The organism is Dokdonia sp. MED134 (genome assembly GCF_000152925.2).
Taxonomy (GTDB): domain Bacteria; phylum Bacteroidota; class Bacteroidia; order Flavobacteriales; family Flavobacteriaceae; genus Dokdonia.
Map to the genome: position 1 here is coordinate 1,915,637 of NZ_CP009301.1, position 14,912 is coordinate 1,930,548.

A 14,912-nucleotide genomic window follows, 5' to 3' on the forward strand; every position below is an offset into this window, starting at 1 on the left:
CTCAAAATTAGACTAAAAACAAACTATAATAACTTCATAGTTACTTCAGTATTGAAGTCGACTATGAAGTAGAAATACTCTCACCCACCGATTTAATTAGGTTGTCAAAAAAATTTTGACTAGAGATATTTATATCTTTATTGAGAATTTGAGTAAGAATTTGGGATGCATTATTCAGGTTAGATTTAAAACAAGAACTTAACTGTACGTGTTTTTTGGAACTGACCTTAATCAACTTTTTTGCTGTCATTTCATTAAAAAAATAAATTAATTGTGTTGCAGTCCCTTCCCAATTAATTTGATTATATTTTTTATTCCCTCTAAATATCTTTTTAAATTCTGGCAACGAACAATTGATTAGCCCTTCAGACTTAAAACTATAATAAATAATTTTAAGACCTTCATCTGAATTACTCCTCCATAAAAAAGACTCAATTTTCGTTTTTTTTTGTAATTTCTTTTCAAAATGAACTTTTAAAGGAGTTCCTTTTTGATTTGGTATCTTTTTTTCGAAATAATCTGGATATCTCAAAATATATGACCAAGCCTTATAATGCCTAGCACTAATTTCACCAGACTTATAAGTGTCAATTGCATATGTCCCATTGCCAATATTTAGAATAGGCTGCAAAATTAAACGTTTCCAATCTTCACTAGCTAAAGTATAAAGTCGATCCCTATGTATTTTATTTGCAATATTTAAAGTTCCAAATCCCAAAAAGCTATCACTTTCGAAATTGTCATAACCTTTTCTAAAACCATCACAATATTTCTGAATAGCCAACATCCAATTCTTAAATCTGGATATGGTAGAAGTTGGTTCATCAAAATATGAATATACTTTATACATCATAAATAAAAAGTCTGGACGGCAAGGAACTCCATTAAGATAATAACCAAAAGTTTTATAATGCTTTAAATCACGACCAGTTAGACTTATGAAAATATTGTTATCGTCCAAATGATCAAAAATCTTTTCTTCATCAAATAGATTGGCAAGATGATAGTAGAATTCTATTACCTTATTTTTAATTTCAACACTTGCATATTGTTTTAAAATTTCGAGATGGTCGAAGGATTCGTGAATTTCAAATTGATTTGATTCTGCAGTATTTAAAGTCGATAGTTTAATGTGTACAACCTTACTATTGAACTTTTCATTTAGACTAAATTTAAAAGGAAAATCCGCAAAATCAGCGATTTCTTTGCTAAGTATATTTTTCATTTAAAAGAAGGTAAATTGTTTATAGCCTCATCTTTAAGTCTATCAACGTGGTTTAAATACTTTAAAGTAGTTTTAGTACTACTGTGACCCATAGCGTCTGCTACACTTTTTAGATTTGCCCCGTTCAATAAAAGTAGCACCGCAAACGAGTGACGTGCACAGTAAAAAGTGATTTTTTTCTCAATATCAGCTCGCCTAAGCCAATTTTTCAAGTTCTTATTAACCGCAGTATCAGATATACCTTTTAAATCAAAAACCAAATTATCATTTAGTTTTCGTTTACCTAATAATGACAGTGTTTGTTTAGACAATTCATTATCAATTTTGCTATCTGTTTTACTGCGTTGAATTACCAAACGATTTTTCTTTATGTGACCCCATTTAAGCTTCCTTATCTCTGCTAAACCTAAGCCCGTATAACAGCAAAAGATAAATGCCCTTTTAACAACATCATTGCCACAGTAAGTATTGTATAAAACTTTTATTTCATCAATATCAAGAACTTCCTTTGAAAGAGTATCTCCCTTGTTTGGATTGCTAAAGCGGATATCAGCCGTGGGTACTTCTTTTATGATACCCTTGTTCTTTGCCGATTTTAAAAGTTTTTTAAATCTCGTAATATAGTTATGGGGAGTTTCTCCTGACAAACCAGCTTTATGGATTAAAAAATCATAAAAGCGTTGCATTAAATCTGGAGTGATATCAATTATTTTCAATTTATCATTACCTGTAAATTCTCTGAACTTTTCAACGGCCGCATATATCATTCTGCCATCTTTTTTTAAATATTCTTTTAGATATATTTCCGAAAAATCGAAAAAATTAATTCTTTGAATATGTCTAGGGATATAATTTGAACCTCCCGATATTAATTCGATTTCCTTTTGAGCTGCTCGGGCTTCGGCAATTCGTTGTTTTTCTTTTCTCGATTCAGTTGTATCTTTATTTACACCTTTAGATACTGTTTTAATACCTAAAAATTCGTATGACCTTTGACCGTTATGATAAATGTCGAGATAGTAACTCTTCCCTCCATTCTTAAGTTTTTTAGTTCTTAGCTTTACACTCATATGGTAACAATTGAGTAACAAAGTAACAACTATTTACAACAAATTAAAACAAATTGCATAATCAATAACAATCAAAAACCCTAATAATAAGGTAAATCATCAGCTTATAATAACTTAAAGCAATTAAGGTTCGATTCCCACTTTCGGTACAAGAAAGCCTTTATCTCACAGATAGGGGCTTTTTTATTGCTCCATATCTTTAAGTTGTATACTTAACGCCTTTGTAGACAACTGCACCTCTACAAGTGACAAAATAAGGGAGGTCATAAGAGCAACCAGACTTACAGCAAACACTAAGTTTGCCCAGAAGGTGACACCTATATAAATAAGAAACATCGTTATCACCGCTAGTAAAAAGCTTACAATCGCCACCGCCTGCATATTTTTAATGATAGATAGACGCTTTCTCAACTTAGTTACTTGAAGCCGCACGTCTTCAGAGCCTGTCTCTTGGTAAGAGGCGTGCAAGTTTCTAATAAGTGCAGCAATAGCGAGATAGCGAGCGTTATATGCAAGCATTGTTAAAGAGATTGCAGGAAACAGAAGAGCCGGTATACTTAAGGTAAGATTCATATAGAAGTTGCTTATCGTAAAGCTACGAGATTGCACTACAACATAAAAACCCTAGACTTCTTAAAAATCTAGGGCTTTTAAAGCTAATTCAAATAATATATATCTAGTGACGGTCTGCAAATGTGAAAGCAGGATTTCTGAACTTTTTCATATGCAGTAATCTACCGTATCTTTCAAGATTGCGCTTTATATTTTCGGTTGCCTGGTCATAATTAGACGGGCGATTTTTTACTGATGTGTTCATACTGTTTTGCTTTTTGATTTACATAAGAGACACGTTCTTTTTTTGAATGTCACAAATCTGATGCCAAAAGTTATTTATGTAATAAAAAAGAAGCATCTTCAGTCACTTGTCTTTCACAAACCATTAACTAGCAGTCACAAAACCAGGTTAATAAATAAAATAAAAGCTACGCGCCTCCCTATCTTTATGATAGAAGAAGAGCAACTTCTTCAAAACAATTGATAAAGAAAAGCTTATAACATAACACTACTATTATGAAAACCATCATACTATTACTTACGACAGTCATCTCTTTTACAATGCTCTCACCAGAGATTAGTACGAGCAAAAAAGAAGTACTTACAGAAACGCTCACTTTTGATGCTTATGAGGGAGGTTACTTCTTTTTTACAAACGAGCAACAAGAACCTCTCATTCTTGTGAGCGATTCACAAGCAAGCATCTCACTTAAGAAGTTGCAAGCAAATGAAGTAACAGGCGAGAAGTTTAAAGTTAAGTACAAGAACACTGCGACAGAAGGTGAGACCTCAAACCAAGGACTACTTCTACACGTGATACTTGACTAATACATCTTCTCCCTTACCTTTACTAAAAACCCAACCCACTGTTGAAAAAACCACTTCTAGAATTTACAGATAAGGGCATCTATTGCCCGCCCGCAAAGGTCTATCTAGACCCGTGGAAACCTGTAGATAAAGCCCTCATCACGCACGGCCACGCAGACCATAGTCGATGGGGACATAAACAGTATATCACTCACGAGAGCAATATGCCTATCATTTCTCATAGATTGGGAGATATTAATGTTTCTGGGGTACGCTTTCGCGAAAGCGTAAACATCAACAACGTAAAATTCACCTTTCATCCTGCAGGTCACATTCCTGGGTCTAGTCAGATACGTGTAGAACACAAGGGCGAAGTGTGGGTATTTACAGGCGATTATAAGACTGAAGTAGATGGTATCTCTCAACCCTACGAACCCGTAAAATGCGACACTTTCATTACCGAATGCACCTTTGGACTCCCAGCCTTCAAGTGGACTCCACAAGCCGAAGTAATGCACGATATTAATACTTGGTGGGCGCAAAACAAAGCCGACGGAAAGTGTTCTGTACTTTTTGCTTATAGCTTAGGTAAAGCACAACGATTATTAAAGCACCTTGACCCGAGTATTGGAAAGATTCTTACACACGGCGCTATCGAAAAAATGACCGAAGTTCTGCGCCCTATGATCGATATGCCAGCAACAGAACTAATCACTAGAGATACCAAAAAAGAAGATTTTAAAGGAAGTATCGTCCTAGCACCACCAGCCACTCACGGCAGTACGTGGATACGCAAGATGGTGCCATACGTAACCGCAAGCGCTAGCGGCTGGATGGCTTTTAGAGGAGCACGTAGACGCAGAGCTATTGACAAAGGCTTTGTGCTAAGTGATCACTGTGACTGGCCTAGCTCACTACAAAGTATAGAAGCTACGGGTGCAGAAAAAATTATCTGTACACACGGATATACAGATATATTCTCGCGCTATTTACGCGGTCTGGGTTATGATGCTCGTACAGAAGAAACGCAATATGAAGGCGAACTAGCAGAAGGAGATGCAAAAAAAGAGGAGGAGGAAACTAGCGTATGAAACTATTTGCAGCACTCATAAAGACCCTTGATTCCACAAATAAGACTAACGAGAAGGTCAAGGCACTTGCGCATTATTTTAAGGAAGCGCCAGATAAAGACAAGGTCTGGACGATTGCCATCTTATCGCACCGTCGCCCTCCAAGACCTGTAAACACAACCTTACTTAGGGAGTGGGCGAGCGAACTATCAAACATCCCGTTATGGCTTTTTGAAGAAAGTTATCACATCGTGGGTGACCTTGCAGAAACGATTGCACTTGTGGTTCCCGCAGCAACAGCATCTTCTGAGAAGTCGCTTACTCAGTTTCTGGAAGAGATGATTTCGCTTAAGCGAAAAACCGATGAAGAGAAAAAGGAATACCTCTTTGATAACTGGGCAAACCTCAACTATTATGAACGTTTTGTATTTACAAAGCTTATCACCGGTGGCTTTAGAATAGGCGTGAGTCAAAAGTTAATGACGCGTGCATTATCACAAGCAACAGATATAGAAGAAGATGTACTTGCCTATAAATTAATGGGCGACTGGAAACCGCAGACGGTCACCTTTCACGATCTGGTTATCGAAGAAGATGCAAGTCAAGAGTTTTCAAGACCGTATCCATTTTACCTTGCCTATGCAGTTGAAGATGAACCTTCGGCGCTGGGTGATGTGACAGACTTTCTTGCCGAACATAAATGGGATGGTATACGCTCACAAACCATCTTTCGTAATGGGGAGATTTTTATCTGGAGTCGCGGTGAAGAGCTAGTGACAGATAAGTACCCAGAACTTGAGATTCTCAAAGAACATATACCAGACGGAACCGTCATAGATGGTGAGTTACTGCCTTTTTATGATGGGCAGATTGGCACATTTAACGACTTACAAGCGCGTATAGGGCGTAAGACGGTGAGCAAGAAAATGCTCAAAGAAGTGCCTGTGATTATCAAGGCTTATGACATTTTAGAATGGGAAGGAAAAGACTTGCGTGAGACTGCTTTCGCGAAAAGGAGAATAATACTCGAATCGTTATATCGCAATATAACAGATAAGGGTTTGCCTATAGGCATTTCTGAAACAATGGAGTTTGATAGTTGGGAAGCGATGGCGCAAGAAAGAGACCGCAGTAGAGAGATGCGCTCTGAAGGATTAATGATTAAGCGCAAAGACAGCCCCTATCGGGTAGGTAGAAAAAAAGGCGACTGGTGGAAATGGAAAGTAGATCCGCTTACTATTGATGCAGTGCTCACCTATGCAATGCGTGGTCACGGTAGACGAAGTAATTTATTTACAGATTACACCTTTGGTTTATGGAATGAAGATAAAACCGAGCTCGTTACTTTTGCAAAAGCCTATTCAGGACTCACAGATGCCGAGTTTAGAAAAGTAGATAACTGGATTAAAAAAAACACGTTAGAACGTTTTGGACCTGTAAGATCTGTAACACCTCATCACGTGTTTGAGATAGCCTTTGAAGGCATAGCGTTATCCAAAAGACATAAGAGTGGAATAGCCACGCGCTTCCCAAGGATGCTACGCTGGCGACACGACAAGAAGATAGAAGATGCAAATACGCTAGAGGATTTGAAAGGGATGATTCCTAAATAATATATTTATTGAATAATAAAGAACTACTCGATATCGCAAATAACTGGTTCCAGTCGCAAGACTGGAAACCTTTTCCGTTTCAAAAACAAACGTGGAAGGCGTTTCTTGCGGGTAAAAATGGATTGCTTAATGCGCCTACGGGGAGTGGTAAGACGTATGCACTTTGGTTTCCGGTAGTTCTTAATTACATCAAACGAAACCCTGATTACAAGACCAAACATAAAAAAGGACTAAAGGCCATTTGGATCACTCCTCTGCGCTCGCTTTCTAATGAGATTGAGCTTTCGGCTTCTCGTATCACACAAGATCTCGGCACACAGATGACGGTGGGAATACGCAATGGCGATACTTCTCAGTCTGAACGTGCAAAGCAAAAACGTTCTATGCCTGACTTGCTAATTACTACCCCAGAAAGTTTGATGCTTTTGATTGCCTCAAAAGGGTATGAGAAAGTTTTTAAAAATTGCTCTGCCGTAATAGTAGATGAGTGGCACGAACTTCTAGGGACTAAGCGCGGTGTACAGATGGAACTCGCCTTGAGCCGATTGAAAACTGTCGCTTCAGATATGCGTATCTGGGGAATTTCGGCAACGATTGGGAATCTAGAGCAAGCTCGAGAAGTATTGCTCGGTTATGAGAGTGACGCTTTTCGCGAAAGCGTAATTATCAAAGCAAACATCAACAAAAAAATTACTGTTAAGTCTATTATTCCAGACGAGATGGAAACCTTTCCTTGGCGTGGTCATTTGGGATTGCACTTGCTAGAGTACGTAGTGCCCATTATCAACAACAGCAAGACGACCTTACTGTTTACAAACACACGAAGCCAGTGCGAAATTTGGTTTCAGCGTATTCTTGCGGCACATCCTGAGTATGCGGGAGAGATTGCAATGCACCACGGGAGTATCAATAAGGAGACGCGTACGTGGGTTGAGGGTGCCATTCGAAATGGCTCTCTCAAGGCGGTAGTTTGTACTTCTAGCCTTGATCTCGGAGTAGACTTTGCGCCTGTTGAAACCATTATCCAAATAGGCGGCCCTAAGGGTGTCGCTCGCTTTTTACAACGTGCTGGGCGATCTGGTCACAGCCCCGGCAAGGAGAGTGTGATTTACTTTTTGCCTACACACGCCATTGAGCTGGTAGAAGCCTCTGCTTTGCAGCGCGCCGTTAAAGAAAATACGGTAGAAGATAGAATTCCATATCTCAATAGTTTTGACGTACTGATACAATATCTCGTGACGCTAGCCGTGTCTGACGGATTTTTACCCGACGATATTTGGCCCGAGATACAGACTACGTTTTGCTTTCAAGCAATGACAAAAGAGCAATGGGAATGGTGCCTTAATTTTATGACGATGGGTGCACAATCCCTGCAAGCTTATGATGAGTATAAGAAAGTGGAGATTCTTGAGGACGGCAGATTTAAAGTGAATTCTCGTATGGTGGCAATGCGCCATCGCCTGCAAATAGGGACGATTGTGAGCGATGCAAATCTTGTAGTCAAATATCAAAAAGGTGGTTACATAGGCACTATTGAGGAGTTTTTCATCAGTAAGTTAACGCGTGGTGATGTGTTTACTTTTGCTGGTCGCAACCTAGAATTTATCCGTATTAAAAATATGGAAGTGCACGTGCGCAACAGCTCAAAGAAAACTAATAAAGTCCCCTCGTGGATGGGCGGCCGACTTACCTTGAGCAGCCAGATGTCTCAACTGTTACGGGAGGAACTTTATACTGGGAATTCGCTTTCGCGAAAGCGGTCTTTAGAGATTAATGCGCTAGAGCACATTTTTAGACAGCAAAAGGTAGAGAGTATCATCCCAAGTGATGAGCAACTGCTCATTGAAACATTTAAAACACGCGATGGCTATCATCACGTTTTTTACCCTTTTGAAGGTCGTTTTGTGCACGAGGCTATGGGAAGTTTACTTGGGTATCGCCTTAGTTTGCTAAATCCTATCACCTTCTCTCTTGCCTTTAATGACTACGGTTTTGAGCTACTTTCAGACCAACCTATAGACATACAGCAGCTACTAGATAACGACCTATTTACGACGGCATATATGCACGACGACTTGCAAAATAGTCTTAATGCTACAGAGATGGCCAGGCGAAAATTTAGAGACATCGCAGTGATCTCTGGGCTTGTTTTTACAGGCTTCCCAAACAAGCAAATCAAACAAAAACACCTGCAAAGTAGTAGTCAGCTGTTTTTTGATGTGTTCCGTGATTATGAGGCAGATAATTTATTATTTCAACAAGCATTTACAGAGACTTTTGAGCATCAGCTAGAAGAAGGTCGATTGCAGCAAGCGCTTGAGCGTATAGAGACGCAAGAAATTGTCTGGATGGATTGCGAGCAACCTACGCCTTTATCTTTTCCAATAATTACAGACCGCTTACGCGAAAAATTGAGCAGCGAAAAACTAGCCGACAGGATCAAGAAAATGACCGCGAAGTTGATGAAGAAAAAGAAATAATAACCTTACGAAAGATTGTACTAAAAGTAAATATCCTGTGCCGTTCTAAAAGTATTTGCGTGTGCGCCAATTATCACTTTTATGTCTGGAGAATATCCGCCGCCCATACTACATTGTACGGGAATTTTTAAATCGTGACAGATTTGTAACACAAACCGATCGCGCTCTTTACAACCATCTATGCTACACCCCAATTTACCCAGTTTGTCACTCGCCAAAATATCGACTCCGCATAGGTAGAAGATGAAATCTGGTTGTTGTTCTTTAATCAAATTTGGCAATGTTTTTTTGAGAATACCAAGATACTCCACATCGCCTGTATCAGTCTCTAATGCAATATCAAGATTTGAGATTTCTTTTCTAAAAGGATAGTTTGCCTTACCGTGCATAGAAAACGTAAACACCGAATCATCACCCGCAAAAATCTCTGCCGTTCCATTACCTTGATGAACATCGAGGTCTACAATGAGAATCTTTTTTGCAAGCTCGTTTGCTTGTAAATATCGCGCAGCAATCGCTTGGTCATTGAGAAGGCAAAATGCCTCTCCGTGATCTGTATAAGCGTGGTGTGTGCCGCCAGCAATATTCATCGCAATACCATTTTCAAGCGCGTAGTGACACCCATCAATGGTGCCTTGAGTGATGATTAATTCGCGATCAACAAGTTCTTGTGAGAGCGGAAAACCGGTTTTTCGCTGTGCTCTTGGGTCAATAGTAAGTGCTTTGAGATTATCTACATACTCTGTAGTATGACATCTCAAAATATGCTCGTGAGCTACCTGTACCGGCTCAAAAAAATTATCTGCAATACACGTCCCTTCATATACTAACTGCTTAGGAAGCAGATCATATTTCTCCATAGGAAAACGATGCCCCTCTGGCAATGGGTGTTTATAAATAGGGTGGAATGCGATTTTGAGCAAGACTAGAATTTTCTAATTACATACATATCTGCCTCTTTATAATACATTCCCAAAAAATAGTCGTCTTCTATATTGAAAAATGTCTCTGCTACATTTTTTATATCAGGACTAAGGAAGTCTCTTCTCTTCAACATAAGTGAAGAAGCTTCTACATCTGGCAAATGATTAAATGACTTATCAAACACACACTCTACACTAGTATAATGTGTTACAGAATTTGTATCCATCATCAAGAAAGAAGGATTAAATGCAAAAGTAAATGCTCCTACTGAGGCAATTGGTATTCCTGCCGCAGGGTTCATCATTGCTACTCCTCCGCCGCCGTTCATAAGCTGTTTACCTCCTAAGGTGATTTGGTAATTTCCATTTACAGATGAGACAGCAATACCATTACGATCACTACTTATTTTTCTAAGAAATTGAGATGTTTTTTCAATTAATTTATCATCTTCTGTTTTTGCTAATATAATTGAGGAATTAGTAAAATCCATTTTATCATCTTTTTCCACACCAAATTGTTTAACTAGCGTGCTATCCCTTCTATTTGTAACAGTCACAATCATTTCCTTTTTAGAAGAAACAATTTGAAACAAATAATGATCTTTTAAAAATGAATTTGCCTTCCATCCATATTCTTGAATTTTTGGCCTTGGCCTAAAAAAGGTTTGTTCCCTTACTTCAAAAGTCTTCAAAGAGATGTCAAAAATATTGACTACAGTATTACTATAGTCCACGGTAAATACAAGATGATTATCATTAATTAAATAAAATTTAAGCAGTTCTGCCGCTTGCTTCATTGTCGTTTTATCATCGGGCAAAACTTTTGAAGTATACTTATTTCTAAGGATCTTCTTTAAATTCATCTCAAAACCCTTAGAGCTATAAAAAGTATTTTCTATTACAATCTCATTACGTGTCGCCACACCTTGATCATCAACACTGTAGTGTATTAAATTAGAAGAATCCCTATCTATGGTTAACAAGTACATTTTATCCCCTAAATTAAAAAACTCTATAAATGTTTGTTTCTTGAGATTTAGGTCTAAGGTTTTTGTTGTCACTTTATGATTTTCAAAATCAAAAACCGTACTTGTGAGTGAACCCGTATCAAACCCTTTAGAAATTAGTTGATACTGGTTATTGCTTATCGTATAACCCATTACTGCAACATCCTTTTTCAGGACTTTATCTCCTTTTATGGTAGAAACTTTCTTATAATCCTTATCATATAAAATTGCTTCAGTAGACCTTGACCCTAAAAGAAAAAGGACAAAAGAACCATCTTCCTTATTGACTACTGTCATTGATTCTTTTAATTTACCTTTTCCATCGCCTATTACATCTTTAATTTGCACAACGGCCTTCTGTGCTGAAACTAGTGAAACAATTAGTACAAATAGAATGGTGAAAAATGATTTCATAAATGATTTGATTGATTGATGTCTTAAAACTCAAATATAAACTGCAAAGGAGATATTTCACAACCTAAATCTAAAAACATCGTTTCTATAAGGTCAGATAAAATATTATTACAAAATTTGGTATGCCATCAACTATTGTTTGGTAAGTTTCAAAATGGATCTTACATTTTACTTCTCCAACTTCAATTGTATCCTCTTTCTTGCGATATCTACTTCTAGTACTTTTACAATAACTTGCTGCTGTAAACTTACGTGAGCACTTACATCACTCACGAAACCATCTGCAAGGTTTGAAATATGTATGAGGCCGCTTTCTTTAATACCTATGTCTACAAAGGCTCCAAAAGCTGTTACATTATTTACAATCCCTGGCAGTAATTGGCCTGACTGGACATCTTCTATAGTGCGTATGTTTTGATTAAAAGTAAAAACCTTTGCTTTTTCTCTAATGTCTAGCCCGGGCTTTTCTAGTTCGCTTATAATATCGGTGAGTGTAGGAAGTCCTACCTCATCGGTTACATACTTTTGAAGGTCTATTGATTTAAGAAGGCTTGTGTTTCCAATCATTTCGGCAACAGAAACTTTTTGATCTTTGGCTATGCTTGCAACCAACTTATATCTTTCTGGATGTACCGACGAGTTATCTAACGGATTTTCGGCACCCGTGATTCTTAAAAAGCCTGCGGCTTGTACGAATGCTTTTCCTCCCAGACGTGGTACCTTTTTAATCTCTTGACGTGTTTTAAAGGGTCCTTCACTTTCGCGAAAGCGTACTACTCCCTCAGCCAGTTTTGGTCCAATACCTGACACATAACTCAACAGCGGAGCACTTGCCGTATTTATATTCACACCCACGGCATTTACACAGTTTTCTACCGTTTGATCTAGCGATTTTTGAAGTGCGGTCTGATCTACATCGTGCTGATATTGCCCTACGCCAATGGACTTTGCATCTATCTTCACCAGCTCTGCCAGCGGATCTTGTAACCTACGGCCGATAGAAACTGCACCACGAACTGTCACATCATAATTAGGAAACTCATCACGGGCAATCTTGCTTGCACTGTAAATAGAAGCTCCTGCCTCACTCACTACAAAAACCTCCATTGCATTCCTAAAGTGAATACGCTTTACGAGTCTTTGGGTCTCGCGGGAAGCCGTACCATTACCGATGGCGATTGCTTCAATTTTATAAGCATCTGTAAGACTAGAGATCTTCTTTATAGCGCCTTTGTCATCGTTTTTTGGTGCGTGTGGATAGATGGTTTCATTATGTAACAACTGTCCCTGTGCATCGAGGCACACAAGCTTACAACCTGTTCTAAAACCTGGGTCTAGCGCAAGAATACGCTTCTCACCTAGCGGCGAACCAAGGAGTAATTGTTTTAAATTTTTTGCAAAAACCTGAATAGCAGTTTCATCTGCAGTTTTCTTTGCTTCTGAGAGACGCTCATTGCTCAATGCAGGAAATAATAGTCGCTTGTAAGCATCTTTTATGGCAAGTTCAATCTGTGTGGCGCTGTCGCCACGAGAGCGTATGAGTTTGCGCTCTATTTTGTCAAGCGCTCGCTCATCATCAATGACAACTTTCACACGGATGTAACCTTCATTTTCGGCTCTTAAAATGGCAAGTAGTCTGTGTGACGGACAGCGGCTTAGTGACTCAGACCAGTCAAAATAATCACGGAATTTCTGCGCTTTTTCCTCATCTGCCATTTTCTTAACCACCTTCGTCTCTATGGTGGCAAAACGTTTTAACTGCTCACGTATATTGTTACGTATATCTGCACGCTCGTTAATCCACTCGGCTATAATGTGACGTGCTCCTTCTAACGCACTTTGTGCATCTGGAACCTCCTTATTAGTATATCGATGCGCTAGTCCTTCTGGGTCTTGCGCATTTTGAGACATAATGATTTTGGCAAGTGGTTCTAGTCCATTTATACGTGCTGTCTCGGCCTTCGTTTTACGCTTTTTCTTGTATGGTAAATACAAGTCTTCTAGCGTAGTAAGACCTTGTGATTTTTCAATCTTATCTTTGAGTTCCCTGGTAAGAACAGATTGTTCTTCTAGTGATTTAAGAATTGATTTTTTACGTTTTACTAGGGTTTCAAACTGCTCTTTAAGCTCGATAACTTTCCCAATCTCTACCTCGTCTAGTCCACCCGTCGCTTCCTTGCGGTAGCGCGCTATAAATGGGAGTGTGCAGTCTTCAGAAAGAAGTTGTAAAGTTGCTTTTACAGATTTTTCTGATAAGGTAGAGCTGTTTGATATAAATTCTAAAATTTTCAAGGAGGTTTTACTTGTTTTGAAATTTATAAAGCGTAAAGAGTTTACGATTGGTTTGATAATTTCCAAAGAGAACAAAATCGTCTATCAAATAGACATCATCTGCTCTTTTTAACCATTTACTAGAAAGCTCCTCAATCTCGTCAAATACATTATCAGGCAACTCTCCTTCACGATGGTCAAAATCGTTATGAAATAAACTTTCAATGCGCGTAGATCCAGTAAAACCATAAGAACCATATGCAAATGAAGCTGGGTTAAAACTCATAGTAGCTGCACCAAAACTTGCAATTGGAATTGCTCCCATCGCTCCCATTGCCCCAAATCCTCCTCCTTGTGCTCTTACACCACCAATAGTAGCTCGATACCCATTATTACTTTTAAAAAGAGCTATACCGTTTTTATCTGAAGCTATTTTTCGTAGAAATTTTGATGTTTTCTCAAGTTTTCTCGTTGCTCCAAAGCTATAGACAGAACCCTCCTGAAGTATAGGAGAATTTTTAAAGGTGATTTCATCATCTTTGAGTAAATTATATGTTTTCAAAGACTCCATTCCTTCTATATCTCTAAAATTGAGCTTTAACTCTTGAGTGCTTGATACAATTTGAGCCAATACATTACCTACAATAAAAGAATTAGAAGCTGGACGTCTTGTGTTTAATTTAGTTTTCTCAACAAAAGTGATTGTAGGCTCTAAATCAGGTAATTGAAAATCTAGTAAAACTGTATAATGATGATTACTATCTAGCGTCCAATAAAATCCATTGTCGTGTGCATACATCTTACTTTCTTCAGTGGCTATTTCAAGTGTATTAGGAAGTCTATTTTCAACTTTTACCATTTTTAAAATGGTGTTGAAGCCTTGCGTCTCAGTCAATAAATTATAAATATTTGTTGATGAAAATCTATTACGCACTAATTCCTCTTGAAGAGATAGATCAGTATGTGATACTGATCCATCCAACTTAAACATCCATTTTCTAAGAAGATTTTTGTATTTGAATATTGTAAAAACATAGCAAACACCATCCTTACTGTAGGATTGGATAAATTTCTGATCTGACATATCAATATCATACTCAATCTCTTCTGTAACTTGAGCATTGAAATCGTATAATATACTAGCAAACTTAGTTCCTTTCTTGTTTTTTTGAAGCAACCTAATTCTATCCTTATCGTATACTTGACCTATAATTTCTTTATACTTTCTTTTAAGTCCCCCAGATGTCAATTGTGCTATCTGCTTTAAATTTTCGTCGTATTGAAAGCCGTAAGTAGTCTTGGATTCTTCTGCAAAAATGGATAAAAATCCCGTTTCTTGATTTTTAACTAAATGTACATTGTCGATGTAAGCACTTGAAGACTTTACATCCTTAAAAGAAATTTTAAGATATTCTTCTTGGCCATATGCAGTCATTGATAGCACCAAGACTATTAACAATATGAATCTATTCATTCA

The 14,912-nt window shown here is 38.0% G+C and carries 12 protein-coding genes; 4 read left to right on the plus strand and 8 right to left on the minus strand.

Annotation, left to right across the window (positions count from 1 at the left end):
• Positions 1-61 precede the first annotated feature (61 nt).
• The 4 genes from MED134_RS08440 to MED134_RS15270 form a co-directional block, all read right to left on the minus strand.
• On the minus strand, positions 62-1,225 hold the full coding sequence (locus tag MED134_RS08440) for a hypothetical protein (protein WP_038597908.1): 1,164 nt from the start codon (positions 1,223-1,225) through the stop codon (positions 62-64).
• The gene (locus MED134_RS08445; RefSeq protein ID WP_038597910.1) at positions 1,222-2,295 is read right to left on the minus strand and encodes a site-specific integrase; all 1,074 of its coding nucleotides are present in this window, start codon (positions 2,293-2,295) and stop codon (positions 1,222-1,224) included. The genes MED134_RS08440 and MED134_RS08445 overlap by 4 nt, the downstream gene beginning before the upstream one ends.
• Before the next feature lie 183 nt (positions 2,296-2,478).
• Entirely contained in the window at positions 2,479-2,868 is a 390-nt protein-coding gene (locus MED134_RS08450; protein ID WP_038597911.1) for a DUF2721 domain-containing protein, read from the minus strand.
• 103 nt (positions 2,869-2,971) lie between these two features.
• Positions 2,972-3,112 (minus strand): hypothetical protein, encoded by a 141-nt coding sequence (locus MED134_RS15270; protein WP_157496174.1) that lies wholly within the window; start codon positions 3,110-3,112, stop codon positions 2,972-2,974.
• A 254-nt stretch (positions 3,113-3,366) separates the two neighbouring features.
• On the opposite strand from MED134_RS15270, the gene MED134_RS08455 reads away from it, so the two are divergent.
• Genes MED134_RS08455 through MED134_RS08470 form a run of 4 tightly spaced genes read left to right on the plus strand, consistent with a single transcriptional unit; the run spans position 3,367 to position 8,820 of the window.
• Positions 3,367-3,678 (plus strand): hypothetical protein, encoded by a 312-nt coding sequence (locus tag MED134_RS08455; protein ID WP_038597913.1) that lies wholly within the window; start codon positions 3,367-3,369, stop codon positions 3,676-3,678.
• A gap of 41 nt (positions 3,679-3,719) precedes the next feature.
• The gene (locus MED134_RS08460) at positions 3,720-4,748 is read left to right on the plus strand and encodes a ligase-associated DNA damage response exonuclease (protein WP_038597915.1); all 1,029 of its coding nucleotides are present in this window, start codon (positions 3,720-3,722) and stop codon (positions 4,746-4,748) included.
• On the plus strand, positions 4,745-6,340 hold the full coding sequence (locus tag MED134_RS08465) for an ATP-dependent DNA ligase (RefSeq protein ID WP_038597917.1): 1,596 nt from the start codon (positions 4,745-4,747) through the stop codon (positions 6,338-6,340). The genes MED134_RS08460 and MED134_RS08465 overlap by 4 nt, the downstream gene beginning before the upstream one ends.
• An 8-nt stretch (positions 6,341-6,348) precedes the next feature.
• Entirely contained in the window at positions 6,349-8,820 is a 2,472-nt protein-coding gene (locus tag MED134_RS08470) for a ligase-associated DNA damage response DEXH box helicase (RefSeq protein ID WP_038597920.1), read from the plus strand.
• A gap of 20 nt (positions 8,821-8,840) precedes the next feature.
• Here MED134_RS08470 and MED134_RS08475 read toward each other — a convergent pair whose 3' ends face one another.
• The 4 genes from MED134_RS08475 to MED134_RS08490 all read right to left on the minus strand — a co-directional run bounded on the left by MED134_RS08475 (position 8,841) and on the right by MED134_RS08490 (position 14,909).
• Positions 8,841-9,743, minus strand: a complete 903-nt coding sequence (locus tag MED134_RS08475) for a histone deacetylase (protein ID WP_038597922.1) — start codon at positions 9,741-9,743, stop codon at positions 8,841-8,843.
• A 2-nt stretch (positions 9,744-9,745) separates the two neighbouring features.
• Positions 9,746-11,164 carry a hypothetical protein gene (locus MED134_RS08480; protein ID WP_038597924.1) on the minus strand — a complete coding sequence of 473 codons (1,419 nt, stop codon included), beginning with the start codon at positions 11,162-11,164 and terminating at the stop codon, positions 9,746-9,748.
• Between the two features lie 168 nt (positions 11,165-11,332).
• Complete coding sequence (locus MED134_RS08485) at positions 11,333-13,456, minus strand: Tex family protein (RefSeq protein WP_038597926.1); 2,124 nt, start codon at positions 13,454-13,456, stop codon at positions 11,333-11,335.
• A 7-nt stretch (positions 13,457-13,463) separates the two neighbouring features.
• Positions 13,464-14,909: a hypothetical protein gene (locus MED134_RS08490; protein ID WP_148305644.1), complete on the minus strand. Its 1,446-nt coding sequence runs from the start codon at positions 14,907-14,909 to the stop codon at positions 13,464-13,466.
• Positions 14,910-14,912: the final 3 nt, after the last annotated feature.